This is a genomic window from Patescibacteria group bacterium (assembly GCA_024238995.1).
GTDB lineage: Bacteria > Patescibacteriota > Minisyncoccia > Minisyncoccales > JANBVM01 > JANBVL01.
Genome location: JANBVL010000002.1, coordinates 49,691 through 63,662, shown reverse-complemented (window position 1 = coordinate 63,662; position 13,972 = coordinate 49,691). Strand labels below are relative to the sequence as shown.

The 13,972-nt window shown below is 32.4% G+C and carries 24 protein-coding genes and 1 pseudogene; all 25 read left to right on the top strand.

Going from position 1 to position 13,972, the window contains the following annotated elements; all coding sequences use genetic code 11:
• Window positions 1-15: 15 nt before the first annotated feature.
• On the top strand, window positions 16-357 hold the full coding sequence (rpsJ, locus tag KJI70_01195) for a 30S ribosomal protein S10 (protein ID MCP6718148.1): 342 nt from the start codon (window positions 16-18) through the stop codon (window positions 355-357).
• A 133-nt stretch (window positions 358-490) separates the two neighbouring features.
• Window positions 491-1,081 carry a 50S ribosomal protein L3 gene (rplC, locus tag KJI70_01190; GenBank protein ID MCP6718147.1) on the top strand — a complete coding sequence of 197 codons (591 nt, stop codon included), beginning with the start codon at window positions 491-493 and terminating at the stop codon, window positions 1,079-1,081.
• Window position 1,082: 1 nt separating this feature from the next.
• Complete coding sequence (gene rplD / locus KJI70_01185; protein ID MCP6718146.1) at window positions 1,083-1,745, top strand: 50S ribosomal protein L4; 663 nt, start codon at window positions 1,083-1,085, stop codon at window positions 1,743-1,745.
• A 35-nt stretch (window positions 1,746-1,780) separates the two neighbouring features.
• The gene (rplW, locus tag KJI70_01180) at window positions 1,781-2,206 is read left to right on the top strand and encodes a 50S ribosomal protein L23 (protein MCP6718145.1); all 426 of its coding nucleotides are present in this window, start codon (window positions 1,781-1,783) and stop codon (window positions 2,204-2,206) included.
• A 12-nt stretch (window positions 2,207-2,218) separates the two neighbouring features.
• Window positions 2,219-3,019 (top strand): 50S ribosomal protein L2, encoded by an 801-nt coding sequence (gene rplB, locus KJI70_01175; protein ID MCP6718144.1) that lies wholly within the window; start codon window positions 2,219-2,221, stop codon window positions 3,017-3,019.
• Window positions 3,020-3,021: 2 nt separating this feature from the next.
• Window positions 3,022-3,330: a 30S ribosomal protein S19 gene (gene rpsS / locus KJI70_01170; protein ID MCP6718143.1), complete on the top strand. Its 309-nt coding sequence runs from the start codon at window positions 3,022-3,024 to the stop codon at window positions 3,328-3,330.
• A 9-nt stretch (window positions 3,331-3,339) separates the two neighbouring features.
• Window positions 3,340-3,678: pseudogene (rplV, locus tag KJI70_01165) on the top strand (50S ribosomal protein L22).
• A 202-nt stretch (window positions 3,679-3,880) separates the two neighbouring features.
• A complete protein-coding gene (gene rpsC / locus KJI70_01160) occupies window positions 3,881-4,561 on the top strand; it encodes a 30S ribosomal protein S3 (GenBank protein ID MCP6718142.1) in 681 nt (226 codons plus the stop codon).
• A gap of 8 nt (window positions 4,562-4,569) precedes the next feature.
• Window positions 4,570-4,974 carry a 50S ribosomal protein L16 gene (gene rplP, locus KJI70_01155; GenBank protein ID MCP6718141.1) on the top strand — a complete coding sequence of 135 codons (405 nt, stop codon included), beginning with the start codon at window positions 4,570-4,572 and terminating at the stop codon, window positions 4,972-4,974.
• 24 nt (window positions 4,975-4,998) lie between these two features.
• Entirely contained in the window at window positions 4,999-5,184 is a 186-nt protein-coding gene (rpmC, locus tag KJI70_01150; GenBank protein MCP6718140.1) for a 50S ribosomal protein L29, read from the top strand.
• Window positions 5,185-5,188: 4 nt separating this feature from the next.
• Window positions 5,189-5,488, top strand: a complete 300-nt coding sequence (rpsQ, locus tag KJI70_01145) for a 30S ribosomal protein S17 (GenBank protein ID MCP6718139.1) — start codon at window positions 5,189-5,191, stop codon at window positions 5,486-5,488.
• Window positions 5,485-5,856, top strand: coding sequence for a 50S ribosomal protein L14 (rplN, locus tag KJI70_01140; GenBank protein ID MCP6718138.1), 372 nt, complete (start codon window positions 5,485-5,487; stop codon window positions 5,854-5,856). Before rpsQ ends, rplN begins: the two co-directional genes overlap by 4 nt.
• Before the next feature lie 10 nt (window positions 5,857-5,866).
• A complete protein-coding gene (gene rplX, locus KJI70_01135) occupies window positions 5,867-6,172 on the top strand; it encodes a 50S ribosomal protein L24 (protein ID MCP6718137.1) in 306 nt (101 codons plus the stop codon).
• On the top strand, window positions 6,169-6,726 hold the full coding sequence (rplE, locus tag KJI70_01130) for a 50S ribosomal protein L5 (protein ID MCP6718136.1): 558 nt from the start codon (window positions 6,169-6,171) through the stop codon (window positions 6,724-6,726). The genes rplX and rplE overlap by 4 nt, the downstream gene beginning before the upstream one ends.
• Before the next feature lies 1 nt (window position 6,727).
• The gene (locus tag KJI70_01125; protein ID MCP6718135.1) at window positions 6,728-6,913 is read left to right on the top strand and encodes a type Z 30S ribosomal protein S14; all 186 of its coding nucleotides are present in this window, start codon (window positions 6,728-6,730) and stop codon (window positions 6,911-6,913) included.
• Window positions 6,907-7,302 carry a 30S ribosomal protein S8 gene (gene rpsH, locus KJI70_01120; GenBank protein MCP6718134.1) on the top strand — a complete coding sequence of 132 codons (396 nt, stop codon included), beginning with the start codon at window positions 6,907-6,909 and terminating at the stop codon, window positions 7,300-7,302. The genes KJI70_01125 and rpsH overlap by 7 nt, the downstream gene beginning before the upstream one ends.
• 6 nt (window positions 7,303-7,308) lie before the next feature.
• Window positions 7,309-7,857, top strand: coding sequence for a 50S ribosomal protein L6 (gene rplF, locus KJI70_01115; GenBank protein MCP6718133.1), 549 nt, complete (start codon window positions 7,309-7,311; stop codon window positions 7,855-7,857).
• Between the two features lie 13 nt (window positions 7,858-7,870).
• Window positions 7,871-8,257 carry a 50S ribosomal protein L18 gene (rplR, locus tag KJI70_01110; protein ID MCP6718132.1) on the top strand — a complete coding sequence of 129 codons (387 nt, stop codon included), beginning with the start codon at window positions 7,871-7,873 and terminating at the stop codon, window positions 8,255-8,257.
• 7 nt (window positions 8,258-8,264) lie between these two features.
• Window positions 8,265-8,768, top strand: a complete 504-nt coding sequence (locus tag KJI70_01105; GenBank protein ID MCP6718131.1) for a 30S ribosomal protein S5 — start codon at window positions 8,265-8,267, stop codon at window positions 8,766-8,768.
• A 20-nt stretch (window positions 8,769-8,788) separates the two neighbouring features.
• Window positions 8,789-9,220: an uL15 family ribosomal protein gene (locus KJI70_01100; protein MCP6718130.1), complete on the top strand. Its 432-nt coding sequence runs from the start codon at window positions 8,789-8,791 to the stop codon at window positions 9,218-9,220.
• Between the two features lie 12 nt (window positions 9,221-9,232).
• Complete coding sequence (gene secY / locus KJI70_01095) at window positions 9,233-10,510, top strand: preprotein translocase subunit SecY (protein ID MCP6718129.1); 1,278 nt, start codon at window positions 9,233-9,235, stop codon at window positions 10,508-10,510.
• Between the two features lie 4 nt (window positions 10,511-10,514).
• Window positions 10,515-11,210: a nucleoside monophosphate kinase gene (locus KJI70_01090; protein ID MCP6718128.1), complete on the top strand. Its 696-nt coding sequence runs from the start codon at window positions 10,515-10,517 to the stop codon at window positions 11,208-11,210.
• On the top strand, window positions 11,207-11,959 hold the full coding sequence (gene map, locus KJI70_01085; protein MCP6718127.1) for a type I methionyl aminopeptidase: 753 nt from the start codon (window positions 11,207-11,209) through the stop codon (window positions 11,957-11,959). The genes KJI70_01090 and map overlap by 4 nt, the downstream gene beginning before the upstream one ends.
• Window positions 11,960-12,203: 244 nt before the next feature.
• Window positions 12,204-12,935: a glycosyltransferase family 2 protein gene (locus KJI70_01080; protein ID MCP6718126.1), complete on the top strand. Its 732-nt coding sequence runs from the start codon at window positions 12,204-12,206 to the stop codon at window positions 12,933-12,935.
• Window positions 12,925-13,971 (top strand): galactose-1-phosphate uridylyltransferase, encoded by a 1,047-nt coding sequence (gene galT, locus KJI70_01075; GenBank protein MCP6718125.1) that lies wholly within the window; start codon window positions 12,925-12,927, stop codon window positions 13,969-13,971. Before KJI70_01080 ends, galT begins: the two co-directional genes overlap by 11 nt.
• Window position 13,972: the final 1 nt, after the last annotated feature.

Here is a 13,972-nt window from a genome sequence, read left to right as displayed (position 1 = left end):
TATTAGTTCGTTAAGATGCCAAAGAAAAAAACAGATACTGTTGAGCCCGATATTAAGACTAGGCTCAGGATTAAGCTTAAAGCTTATGATCATAAAGTAATTGATAGTTCTGCCAAACAAATTATTGAAATGGCAGAGCGTTATAGTGTTAAGGTACTGGGACCTGTTCCTTTACCTACTGAAATTAATAAATACACTGTTAATAGATCTACTTTTATTCATAAAAAAAGCAAAGAACAGTTTGAAATTAGAATTCATAAAAGATTGATTGATATCCTGGAGCCAAGCCCTAAAGTGATTGATGCTTTGCAAGGTTTGAATTTACCTGCTGGAGTTGATATTGAAATCAAAATGTAAAATAGATATTTGTCAGAGGATTATTCTTAGCGTAATTAAAATGATGAAATTAGTTTTTAAAATATTATAAATCAATTTCAAATAGCCGATGGTTTTAGAGCCGGGCTATGCCCGGTTTTAAGTTAGAGAAAATATGAAGTTTATACTAGGTTTAAAAATAGGTATGTCAAAAGTGTTTGATGAAAAAGGAATTCCAGTTCCTGTTACTTTGGTTGAGGCTGGACCTTGTGAGATTACCCAAATTAAGACTAAAGAGAAAGATGGCTATAAAGCTGTTCAGATTGGCTTTTTGAAATTAAAAGATAAAAAAATTAAGAAAAGTCAGAAAAACAAAGCCTTTAAACATTTAAGAGAGTTTCAGGCAAATATTTCAGATTATAAAGTTGGACAGAAAATTGATGTCTCTAATTTTGAAGAGGTTAAGTTAATAAAGATATCAGGGATTTCTAAAGGAAAAGGATTTGCTGGAGGAGTAAAAAGATGGGGGTTTAGGGGGCAGCCTAAATCCAGAGGGGCAAAAGGCTTTTTAAGATCAATAGGTTCAATAGGAGCTTCAAGCCCTTCAAGAGTGATAAAAGGAAAAAAAATGCCTGGCAGAATGGGCTTTGATAGAATTACAGTAAAGAATTTAAAAATTATTAAAATTGATAAAAAGAACAATGCTTTGTTTATAAGAGGGGCTATACCTGGAAGAAAAGGAACTTTGCTTGAAATAAGAGGATAATATGAAAACTGAAATAATAAACAAAAAAGAAAAAAAACCAACACAATCTTTGCTGCCAAAAGAGATTTTTGAAGTGAAATTTAATAGTGATTTAGTTCATCAGGTTGTTGTATCTCAGATGGCAAACAAAAGAAGGTCAATCGCTCATACCAAAGACAGAAGTGAGGTAAGAGGTGGGGGAAAAAAACCTTGGCGTCAAAAAGGATTAGGAAAAGCAAGACACGGTTCAATTAGATCTCCTATTTGGATCGGCGGAGGAATTACTTTTGGTCCAAGAAAAGATACTATTTTTAAGAAAAGAATTCCCAAGAGAATGAAAAGATTAGCTTTGTTTATAGTTTTGTCTCAAAAAGAAAAAGACAAGCTGCTTGTTGTTTCAGATGATTTAAAATTTGATAGTCCAAAAACAAAATTGATGCTTGAATTTATAAATAATCTTAATTTAAAAAAGAAAAGCGCTTTGATCGCATTGCCGGAGTTAGATAAGAACATAATTTTAGCAGCAAGAAATATTCCCAATATTAAAGTTGTTCAGGCAAAGGATTTGAATTGTTTAGACCTTGTATCTTTTAAGTACTTGATTATTCCAAAACAAAGCATAAAGGTCATTAAAGAAACATTTTTAGTAAAAAGTAAAAAACAGAAAACAAAAGACAAAAAATAATTGTTTTCTGTTAATTGCTTTTTATTTCTTAGACTATGGCATTAAAAGATTTATTTAAAAGAAAAAAGAAGGAAGAGGTTAAAGAAAAGAAGGAAGAAAAAAAGGAGGTTGAAAAAAAGCCTGAAAATGTTAAAAAAGAACCTGTTGGGTCTGTTAAAAAAATAAAACCTAGCTTAAAGGGTTTTGCTTATCAAATATTGAAGTCGCCTCATATTACAGAAAAAGCAACAGATTTAGCAAAGGAAAACAAGTATGTTTTTAGGGTTTATCCAAGAACTAATAAGATTGAGATTAAAAAAGCAGTTGAATTGCTATATGGCGTTAAGGTTTTAAGCGTTAAGATTATTAAAGTTCCGCCAAAGAAAAGGGTTTTTAAGGGAATAAAAGGGGAAAGGAGTGGTTATAAAAAAGCAATTGTTGAGGTTTTAAAAGGCCAAAAAATTGAAATTGCTTCAGGATAATTTTATTAAAGTATGCAAAAAAGACAAGTTCAATTTAAAAGCAAAAAATTGTTATCAAAGAAAAAGCCTGAAAAAGCTTTACTTTTGACTTTGAAAAGAAAGGCTGGCAGATCAAAGTCTGGAAAAATTACTATTCGTCATCAAGGAGGTGGAGTGAAAAGACGCTATAGAATTATTGATTTTGGCCAAGAAAAGATTAATAAAAAAGGAAAAGTAATAGCAATAGAATATGATCCAAATAGAACAGCATTTTTAGCTTTAATTGAGTATGAAGACAATGAAAAAGGCTATATTCTTGCTCCAGCTGGAATTAAGGTTAATGATGAAATAATTTGTGCTGAAAAAACTGAACTTAAAATAGGTAATAGATTGCAGCTCAAAAATATTCTTATTGGAACCCAAGTTTATAATATTGAAATGATAAAAGGAATAGGCGGCAGAATGGTAAGGTCAGCAGGAACTTCAGCTAAGGTTTTAGCCAATGACGGAGGTTATATTCATCTTCAAATGCCTTCTAGTGAAGTAAGAAAGGTTCCAGAGCATTGTTTTGCTTCAATCGGTCAGGTTTCTCATCCAGAAAAGAGATTTGAGAAATTTAGAAAAGCAGGAACAAAAAGATTAAAAGGGATAAGACCAACAGTAAGAGGTTCAGCAATGAATCCTCCTGACCATCCTCATGGAGGAGGTTCAGGGAGGAGTGGTATTGGAATGAAACATCCTAAAACGCCATGGGGAAAGATAGCATTAGGGGTTAGAACAAGAAAAAAGAAATGGACAGATAAATTAATTTTAAAAAGAAGGAAAAAGAAATAAATATGACAAGAAGTTTAAAAAAAGGCCCATATATTGACGAGAAATTACTGAAAAAGGTTGAAGAGCTGAGAGGAGATAAAACAAAGCCAATTAAGACTTGGTCTAGGCGTTGTGCTATTTCACCGGAAATGCTTGGCTTTACATTTTTAGTTCACAATGGCAAGCAATTTATTTCAGTAAAAATTGACGAAGGCATGATTGGTCATAAACTTGGCGAATTTGCTCCAACAACAAAATTCTTAAGACATGGTGGAAGAATGCAGAAAGGATTAGAGAAAAAAACAACTGCTAAACCAGCAGAGAAAAAATAGTTTAAAAATATGATTTCAAAAGCAAAGCTCAGTTATTTAAGGATTGCGCCCAGAAAAGTGAGATTAGTCACTGACTTGATTAGGGGAAAAAAAGTTGAAAAAGCTCAAAAACTTTTAGCTTTTACAAGAAAAAAAGCAGCCTTGCCAATTTTAAAGCTTTTAAACCAGGCGCTGGCTAATGCAAAAAGTAATTTTCAGACAGATGAAAGCAATCTTTATATCTCTGAATTATTGGTTAATGAAGGAACAAGACTTAAAAGACAGCTTCCAAGAGCAAGGGGCAGAGCTGATATAATTCATAAAAAAACTTCGCATATAACCCTTGTTTTAGATGAGATTGATAAAAAAGCAAAGAAAACAAAAAAGAAAAAAGTGGTTGGAAAAAAGAAATTAGAACCTGTCCAAGAAGAAGAGAAAGAGAAAGCAGTTAAATCCGTTGTTATTAAAAAAGAAAGGCAGAAGCCAGATTTTGAAAAGGCTGTTAAACAAAAAAAAGAAAGAGGTTTAAGAAGATTTTTCAGGCGAAAAACATTTTAATTTAAAGAACATTATGTCACATAGAGTCCATCCAAAAATATTTAGAATAAGGCAAACTGAAGAGTGGGAATCACGCGGTTTTTATGAAAAAGATTTTGCCTCATACTTAGAAGAAGATTTTAAGATAAGAAAATTTCTTGAAGAAAAAATTGGTAAATTTGGTGTTGCAAAAATTGGGATTGAAAGATCTCCAAGCAGAATAAATATTATAGTTTCTACTTCAAGACCGGGTTTGATTATCGGAAGAAGAGGCGAGGGTATAGAAAGATTAAAACAGGAACTTATCAGCAAGGTTTTACAAGAAAAATATTTTATAAAATCAAAGAAAGAAAAAGGTAAGGCTAGATTAGAATTAAGGCTTGAGATCAGGGAGATTAAAAACCCCTGGGTTCATGCGTCTTTAGTTGCTCAATTAATGGCAGCTCAGATAGAGAAGAGAATGCCTTACAGGCGTGTTTTAAAACAAACCCTATCTAGGATTATGTCTCAAAAAGGAATAAAAGGTGCTAGGGTTGAGTTGGCTGGCAGGCTGAATGGCGTTTCAATTGCAAGAAAAGAGTGGTTAGGACAGGGTCTTCTTCCAAGACAGACAATAAGAGCAGATATTGATTATTCTCATAAAATAGCTAAGTGCAGTTATGGAGTAATAGGAGTAAAGGTTTGGATATATAAAGGAGAGAAATTTGAAAAATAATTATGGCAATTCTTCAACCAAAAAAAACAAAACATAGGAAAAGATTTAAGGGAAGATCAAAAGGTCTTGCAAAAAGAGGAACTGAACTTGCCTTTGGTTCTTATGGTTTAAAAACCTTAGAGCAAAGATGGATTACTGCCCGTCAAATTGAGGCAGCAAGGCGCGGGATTTTAAGATATTTAAAGAAAGGCGGTAAGCTTTGGATTAGAATTTTTCCTGACAAGCCCATTACATCAAAAGGTACTGAGTTTAAAATGGGAAAAGGCAAAGGACCTGTTTCTCATTATGCTTTTCCAATTAAGCCGGGAAGGATTATTTTTGAACTTGAAGGAATAAAAGAAGAAACAGCAGTAAAGGCTTTTAGAACTGCATCAGATAAATTACCGGTAAAAACCAAATTTATTAAGAAATAGTTATTAATAATTACGAATAAAAATATGAAAGTTGCTGAAATTAAAAAAAAGTCGAAATCAGAATTGAAAAAATTGCTTAATGAATCAAAAGACAAGCTAAGATTATTGCGCTTTGATTTAAGTGCGGGCAAGGTAAAGAACGTGAGAGAGATAAGAGAAGTTAGAAAAAGAATTGCAAGAATATTAACCATATTAAAAGAAGTAAAGTGAGTTTATGCCTAAAAGAAAATTAAGAGGAATAATTGTTTCTGACAAAATGCAAAAAACAGTTATTGTTGAGGTTGAGCGTATGAAGAAACATTCCAAGTATAAAAAGATGTATAAAATGAGCAAAAGGTACAAGGCTCATGATGAAAAGGAAAACTATAAATTAGACGACAGGGTTATTATTGAGGAGTGCAGGCCAATCAGCAAAGACAAAAGATGGAGAGTAATAGGAAAAGTAAAACAGAGCGAGAGGCAAGAGCCAGAGGAAAAACAAGAAAAACTAACTGATGAAAAGCAAGAATCATGATTCAACTAAGAACAATGGTAAAAATAGCTGACAATTCAGGAGGTAGGGTGCTTCAATGCATTCATGTTTTAGGTGGAAGCGTAAGGCGCTATGGCCGTTTGGGTGATATTATTGTTGGTACAGTAAAGGTTGCTGATCCCAGAAAAGAAGTAAAAAAACATGATGTAGTAAGGGCTTTGATTATTAGGCAAAGAAAAGAGTATAAAAGGTCTGATGGCACGCATATTCGTTTTGATGATAATGCTTGTGTGATTTTAGAGGGCAAGACAAAAAAACCAAAAGGCGGAAGAATTTTTGGCCCTGTGGCAAGAGAAATAAAAGAAAAAGGTTTTCAAGAAGTAGTGGGCATAGCTCAGCAATTGGTATAATTTTAAAAATATGAAGATAAAAAAAGGCGATAAAGTACTGGTTGTTTCAGGAAAAGATAAAGGTAAGAAAGGCAAGATTTTAAAAGCTTTCCCAATCGAAAGAAAAGTTTTGATTGAATCAGTGAATTTGAAAAAAAGACATCAAAAACCGAAAAAAACAGGAAGTAAAGGCCAGATTATTCAAAAACCAGCGCCTATTGATATTTCTAATGTGAAAATAATTTGTTCAAAATGCAATAAGCCAGCAAGGGTTGGCTATAAGGTTATAAATAATAAAAAATATAGGATTTGCAAAAAATGCAATAAACAAATATGATTGGCTTAAAAGAAAAGTATAACAAGGAAGTAATTCCTAAAATGATGGAAAAGTTTGGCTATAAGAGCAGGATGGCAGTTCCCAAAATTGAAAAAGTAGTTATCAATACTGGTTTTGGCAAAGCTATTATTCCAAAAGGTTCTGATGAAAGAAGAAAAATGCTGGAGGCAATTACAAAAGATTTGTCTTCAATTACTGGTCAAAAGCCAGTGCTGACAAAAGCAAGAAAATCAGTTTCAGGTTTTAAAATTAGAAGAGGCATGGAAATAGGGGCAATGGTAACTTTAAGGAAAAAAATGATGTTTGATTTTTTAGAGAGATTGATTCACATAACTCTTCCTCGTTCCAGAGACTTTTCAGGGATTGATCCTAAAACAGTTGATAAAAATGGTAATTTAACTTTAGCAATCAAAGAACAAATCTCTTTTTCTGAGATTATGCCAGAACACGCCAAGTTTTTGTTTGGGTTAGAGATTACTGTGGTAACAACAACCAAGGATAAAGAAGAAAGTTTAGAATTATTAAGATTGATAGGATTTCCAATAAAAAAGTAATATGCCAAAAAAATCACAAATTGCCAGAGCAAAAAAGAAACCAAAGTTTAAAACACGAATAGTTCGAAGGTGTTTTCGGTGTGGAAGAAAAAGAGCTTACATGAGAAAGTTCGGGCTTTGCAGAATTTGTTTTAGAGAAATGGCAAACAAAGGTCTAATTCCGGGAATAAGAAAAAGTAGCTGGTAAATATGGATCCAATAGCAGACATGTTAACATCAATAAGAAATGCTCAAGCTGTTTTAAAAGAAACAGTGAGTTTTCCTTATTCTGAAATGAAGTTTGAAATTGCCAAAATTTTAAAGCAGGAAAATTTTGTTGGAGAAATAGAGAAAAAAGGGAGAAAGCCTAAAAAGCTTATTACAATAAAACTAAAATACGACAATAATGAGCCAGTCATATCAGGATTAAAAAGAATTTCAAAACCAGGTCAAAGAATTTATACTGCAGCTGGAAAAATTAGAAGAGTAAAATCAGGCTATGGAATATTAATTATTTCAACTTCTAAAGGTTTAATGGCAGATAAAGAAGCCAGAAAAAAGAATTTAGGAGGTGAGATATTGTGCGAAATTTGGTAAATATATATGAGTAAAATAGGAAAAAAACCAATTGAAATACCGGAAAATGTAGAAGTTAAAATTAAAGAGCAGAAAGCTTTGATAAAGGGTCCAAAAGGTGAGCTTTCTTTTGAAGTTAGGCCTGAAATTAAAATTCAATTAAAAGATAAAAAATTACTTGTTTTAGTTAAAAGGCAAACAAAAAACAGCAAGGCTTTTTGGGGTTTAACCAGAGCTATTTTAGCAAACATGGTTAATGGAGTTGTGTCTGGTTATGAAAAGAAACTGGAAATTCATGGTTTAGGCTATAAGGCTAAGATGGAGGAAGAAGAGCTGGTTTTGTCTGCTGGCTTCACTCATCTTGTTAAAATAAAGTCTCCAGAAGGGATTAAAATTACAGTTGAGAAAAACATAATCACAGTTTCTGGTATTGATAAAGATCTTGTTGGTTTGATTGCTGCAAAAATTAAAAAAGTCAGGCCTGCTGAACCTTATAAAGGAAAGGGTTTAAGGTATTATGGAGAAACAATTAGAAGAAAAGCAGGCAAAAAGGTTGCGACTGCTGGTCCAGGTTAATGTAGGTTGAATTATGAATGTTAAAAAGAAAAGAAAAAAAAGATTAAAAAGGCATAAAAAAGTAAGAGCCAAAATTTCAGGGACAGATAAAATTCCAAGACTTTGTGTTTTTCGTTCAAACAAATATATTTATGCCCAGTTAATTGATGATAAGAATAATAAAATATTAGCTTCAGCCCGTGATTCACAAGCAAAGGGAAAGAAAACAGAGGCTAAAAAAGAAAAGGACAAGAAATTATCAAAAAAACTAAGTATTGCATTTGAGACTGGTAAATTAATTGCCAAAAAAGCAAAAGATTTAAAGGTTGAAAAAGTGGTTTTTGATAGAGGAGGATATAAATATCATGGAAGAGTTAAAGCTTTAGCTGACGGCGCTAGAGATGGCGGTTTAAAATTTTAAAACAATTATGAGAGGAAGAAGAATGACAAAAGATTTTAAAAGGAAAGATGAGTTTGACTCAAAGCTTTTGGACTTGGCAAGAGTATCTCATACAAGGGCAGGAGGAAAAAAGATAAGATTTAGAGTTGTTATGGTTATTGGTGATAAAAAAGGAAAAGTTTCCATAGCTTCAGCTTCTGGGCTTGATGTTGCGCAAGCAATAGAAAAAGCAACAAGATTAGCAAAGAAAAGAATTATAGAAGTGCCAATTGTAAATGAAACAATTCCTTATGAGGTTTCTGCAAAATTCAGCTCAGCAAGAGTTTTGTTAAAGCCTCAAAGAAAAGGAAGGGGTTTGGTAGCAGGGGGAACAGTAAGAATTATTTGTTCTTTAGCTGGGATTAAAAATATTTCTTCCAAGGTTTTAGGGTCAACTAGAAACAAGCTTAATAATGGAATGGCAACAATAAAAGCATTGAAAAAGTTAAAGCTATCAAAAAGAGTAAAAAAAGAAAAAACTGTTAAAGAATAATTTTTTATTATTTTAATGCTATGCAAATTCATCAGTTAAAAGCAAAACATAAAAACAAAAAGGGAAAAAGGATAGGAAGGGGAGGAAAAAGAGGAACTCATTCTGGGAGGGGGATAAAAGGCCAGCAAACAAGAGCTGGTCGTAAAAAGGTTCCTGATATCAGGCAGTTGATTAAAAAATACCCTAAATTAAGAGGGTATAAGTTTAAAATAAGAAGGGAAAAGCCAGAAATTGTAAATATTAAAACTTTACAAAAATATTTTAAGGAAAAAGAAATTGTTTCTCCAAAAACCTTGCTTGATAAAAAGCTAATTAGTAGAATAAAAGGCAGATTGCCAAAGGTTAAAATTTTAGGGCAGGGAGAAATAAAAAACAAGTTAATTATTAGAGATTGTATAGTTTCAAAATCAGCAAAAGAAAAGATTGAGAAAACAGGAGGCCAAATAAAATAACAGATGTAGACTATGTGGTACGAGAAAGTTATTCAAATGTTTAAAGTCAAGGAGTTAAGGGATAAGTTCCTTTTTGTTTTTGGGATTTTTGCTGTTTTCAGAATAATGGCCAATATTCCTATTCCAGGGATTAATCCAGAGAACTTAAAAGCTTTTTTTGACCAATTTCAAGTTTTAGGACTTTTAAATATTTTTACAGGCGGTGCTTTAGAAAAACTTTCAATTGTAATGCTTGGTTTAGGTCCTTACATTACTGCCACAATTATTTTGCAGTTGTTGACAATGATTTTTCCCCAACTAGAAGAACTTTATAAAGAAAGCGGGGAAGAGGGGAAAAAGAAGTTTGAACAGTACGGAAGGATTTTAACGGTTCCTTTGGCAGCAGTTCAGGGTTTTTCAATGCTGGTTTTATTTACCAGGCAGGGATTAATTGGAGAAATGGATTTTGCTACTAAGCTTAGTGCTGTTTTAACAATTGCTGCAGGAAGCATTCTCTTAATGTGGTTTGGTGAACTAATTTCAGAAAAAGGTATTGGAAATGGAGTTTCGCTCTTAATTTTTGCTGGTATTATTGCTGAATTTCCCAGGAATATTGGTGAAATGATATCTACTTATGACTCTTCAATGATTGGCTCTTATTTAATATTTTTTATAATGGCGCTTTTGATTATTGCTGGAGTAACATTAGTAAATGAAGCAAGAAGAAACATTTCAGTTTCTTATGCAAAAAGAGTAAGGGGAAGAATGGTTTATGGCGGATCTTCAACTTATCTTCCTTTAAGTATTAACCCTGCTGGAGTAATGCCAATTATTTTTGCCTTGTCAATTTTAACCTTTCCATCATTAATTACTAATTTCTTAAGTGGCTCAGCTGGTTTTTGGGGCAGGGTTTCTCAGCTTGTTGAAGCTTTTTTCAATAACCTTTGGGCTTATGGAATTACTTATTTTGTTTTAGTTTTTGTTTTCACATACTTTTACACTCTTATCACTTTTGAACCTAAATCAATTGCTAGTAATTTGAAAAAAATGGGAGGGTTTGTTCCTGGAATTAGGCCAGGAGAATCAACTGCTAAGTTTTTAGAGTTTGTTCTAAACAGAATTCTGCCTGTTGGAGCTTTCTTTTTAGGTCTTATTGCATTGATGCCAACTATTATGCAGGTAATAACCAATATCGCTGTTTTCAGTTTTTTAGTTGGAGGGACTTCTATAATGATTATTGTTTCAGTTGTTTTAGAAACAATGAGAGAAGTTGATTCTCAGCTTGAAATGAGGGAATACGATAGTTTTTAAATATATGGATAAAAAATCAAAAATCATTATTGTTTTAGGTCTTCCTGGCGCAGGAAAGGGAACTCAGGCCGAGCTTTTATCAGAAAAGTTTGGTTTTTATCATCTTGAAAGCAGCAAAGTTATTCAGGACAAGCTTGCTGATATGAAAAATAGTGATATTGAAGTTGTTGATGGAAAAGAGTATTCATTTTTAGAAGAAAAAAACAAAATTGATGCTGGAATATTAATGAGTCCTCCTTTAATTACTTTCTGGATGAAAAAAAAGATAAAGAAGTTAACAGAAGAAGAAAAAGGAATAATTATGAGCGGTTCTCCTAGAACTCTATATGAAGGAGAATCATTAGTTCCCTTTTTAAAAGATTTATCTGGCGTTACAAACATTAAAGTAGTTTTCATAAATATTAGTGAAGAGAAATCGCTTCACAGAAACTCTCACAGAAAGACTTGTGAACTTGCTCGCCATACCATAATTTATAATGAAGAAACTGATAAGCTTACAAAATGTCCTTTTGATGGTTCAAAGTTTTTAATAAGAAAAGATGATGATCCAGAAGTAATTAAAGTAAGATTTAAACAGTATAAGGATAGAACCATGCCTTTAATTGAGCTTTTCAAAAAACAAGGTTTAAGCATTATTGAGATAGATGGGTCTCCTTCACCAAGTGTTGTGTTTGAAAGTATTTTAAAAGCAGTAGAATGATTTCGATAAAGACTGATTCAGAGATTAAAATAATGAGAGAAAATGGTAAGATTCTGGCCTCTATAATTAATCAATTAAAAGATAAAGTAGAGCCGGGTATTACCACTTTAGAACTAAATAGGCTTGCTCAAAGCCTTGTTTTAAAATATGAAGGAATTCCTTCGTTCAAAGATTATGAGGGATTTCCAGCAACACTGTGCACTTCAATTAATGAACAGATTGTTCATGGTGTTCCATCTGACAGGATTTTAAAAGAAGGTGATATTTTATCTTTAGATCTGGGATTTTTTAAAAATGGATTTCATAGCGATATGGCAATTACTGTTCCTGTTGGAGAAATTGATTCTGAAACAAATAGATTAGTTAAAGCAACTAAGAAAGCCTTAAAGCGCGGGATTAAAAAATCTAAAGTTGGAAATACATTTGGTGACGTTTCAAATACAATTGGCAGGTTTATTGAAGATTCTGGTTTTGTAGTAGTAAAAGATTTATGTGGTCATGGTATTGGGAAAAATTTGCACGAAGAACCTCAGATTTTAAATCATGGAAAAAGACATAAAGGTGAAAAGATTGCAGTTGGCATGGTGTTTTGCTTGGAGCCAATGCTGGCAATGAAGGGGGAGGGAGAAATTAAAAAATCTGAAGATGGTTTCGGTTTTGAGACAAATAATAATCATTTGTCTGCTCACTTTGAACACACAATAGCAATCACTGAGAAGGGTCCAGAGGTATTGACTTTTTTTGAGTAAAGCAGCATGATTTTATTAGAGGTGATTCCTTGAAAAGTAAAATACTAAAAAAATTTAATGATATTGTAGAATGGACATTAGAAGGAATTCTAATGATAATTATTAAAATTCTTTATCCAAAAGGCATAAAGATTAATCTTCCCCCTACTCGTGGTAGCAGTGCTAAAATAAAATAAAAAGAGTGTATTTTTAAAAGCACTCGCTTTTTTTTATTTCTTTTTTAGATGTGATAGAATGTATGAATATGTCTCAAGTATATCTTTCAGTTGTTATCCCTGCTTATAACGAGGCAAAGAAACTTCCTGATACTTTGCCTAACATGTATGAATATTTGAAAAAACAATCATATGATTGGGAGATTTTAATTGTGAATGATGGTTCAAAAGATGATACTGCCCAAGTTGTAAAAGATTTAAGTTCTCAAATCGAGAATTTAAGATTAATTGATAATAAAGAAAATAATGGTAAAGGTTACGTTGTTAAGCAAGGCATGTTATCAGCCAGAGGAAAATACAGACTTTTTACTGATGCCGATAATTCAACCTCACTTGATCAAGTTGAGAAAATGTGGCCAGAATTTGAAAAAGGAAACGAGGTAGTAATAGGTTCTCGCGATATTAAGGGTTCTAAGTTAGCCGTACCTCAGCCTTTCTGGAGAATAATGATAGGGAATGTTTTTAATTTGATGGCCCAAATTTTAACTGGGCTCTGGGGTATTCCAGATACTCAATGCGGTTTTAAAGGGTTTACTGAGCAATCAGCAAAAGATATTTTTTTAAAAACCAGGATTGCAAGATTTGCTTTTGATCCTGAAATATTAGTGATTGCTAAAAAGATGGGATACAAAATAAAAGAGATTCCGGTTTACTGGGTTAATGACAAAAGAAGCTCAGTAAAGTTTAAAAGCATGGTTAAAATGGCAATTGATTTATTTAAGATAAGATTAAACATGATTCAAGGTTTTTATGAAAGGTAAAAAACCTAAATTTCCATCAGAGCTTCGTTTTGATTTAGTTTCTAAAGACTGGGTTATTATTGCGACAGGAAGAGCGAGAAGGCCAAGTTTTTTTAAAAAAAAGAAAAGGATAAAAATTGATATTTCTAAAAAAGATTGCCCTTTTTTTGATTTAAGAACACAAGAGCGTCCTGTTCTAGCTTATTTCAAAGGAAAAGAAGCACTGTTTAAAATGGGTGAGATTCCTAAAAAATGGACAACAATTGTTATTCCCAATAAATATCCTGTGCTTTTACCTTATTCAAAATTAGAGGAAAGAAAAGAAGGTAAGTTTTATAAAACCATGAATGCCGTTGGTTTTGCCGAACTTGTTTTGATGAAAGATCATAAAAAACATTTTCCTCATTTTAATGTTTCTCAAATAAAAGAAGTTTTTGAAGTTTATCAAAAAAGATATTTGGATTTAATGAAAAAAAGGTTTGTAAACTATATTTCAATTTTTCATAATCATGGCATTGAAGCTGGTGCTTCCCAGCCTCATCCTCATTCCCAGATCATTACTACCCCTTTAATTGATGTTGATTTAAAGAAGGCTCTTGTTAATTCAGGAGATTATTTTAAAAAGAACAAGAAATGCATTTATTGTGAAATGAATGCTTGGGAAAGAAAGGTGAGAAAAAGAATCGTTGCTGAGAACAAATATTTTTTAGCAGTTTGTCCTTTTGCTTCTAAACATGCATTTCAGGTTATTGTTTCTCCTAAAAAACATCTTTCATATTTTGAAAAAATCGATGGAGAAGAAAAACAATTCTTAGCAGAGATTTTTAGCAAAGTAATGAAAGCGCTTTACAGGGGTTTAGCAGACCCTTCTTACAATTTCTATCTGCATACTGCTCCTTGTGATGGAAAAGATTATTCATATTACCACTGGCACTGGACAGTGCTTCCTAAAACCGCTATTCCTGCTGGTTTTGAACTTGGCACCAGAATGGAGATTTCAATTATTGAGCCTGAAAAAGCAGCTCAGTATTTAAGAGCTCAGTTTAAGAAAAAATAAT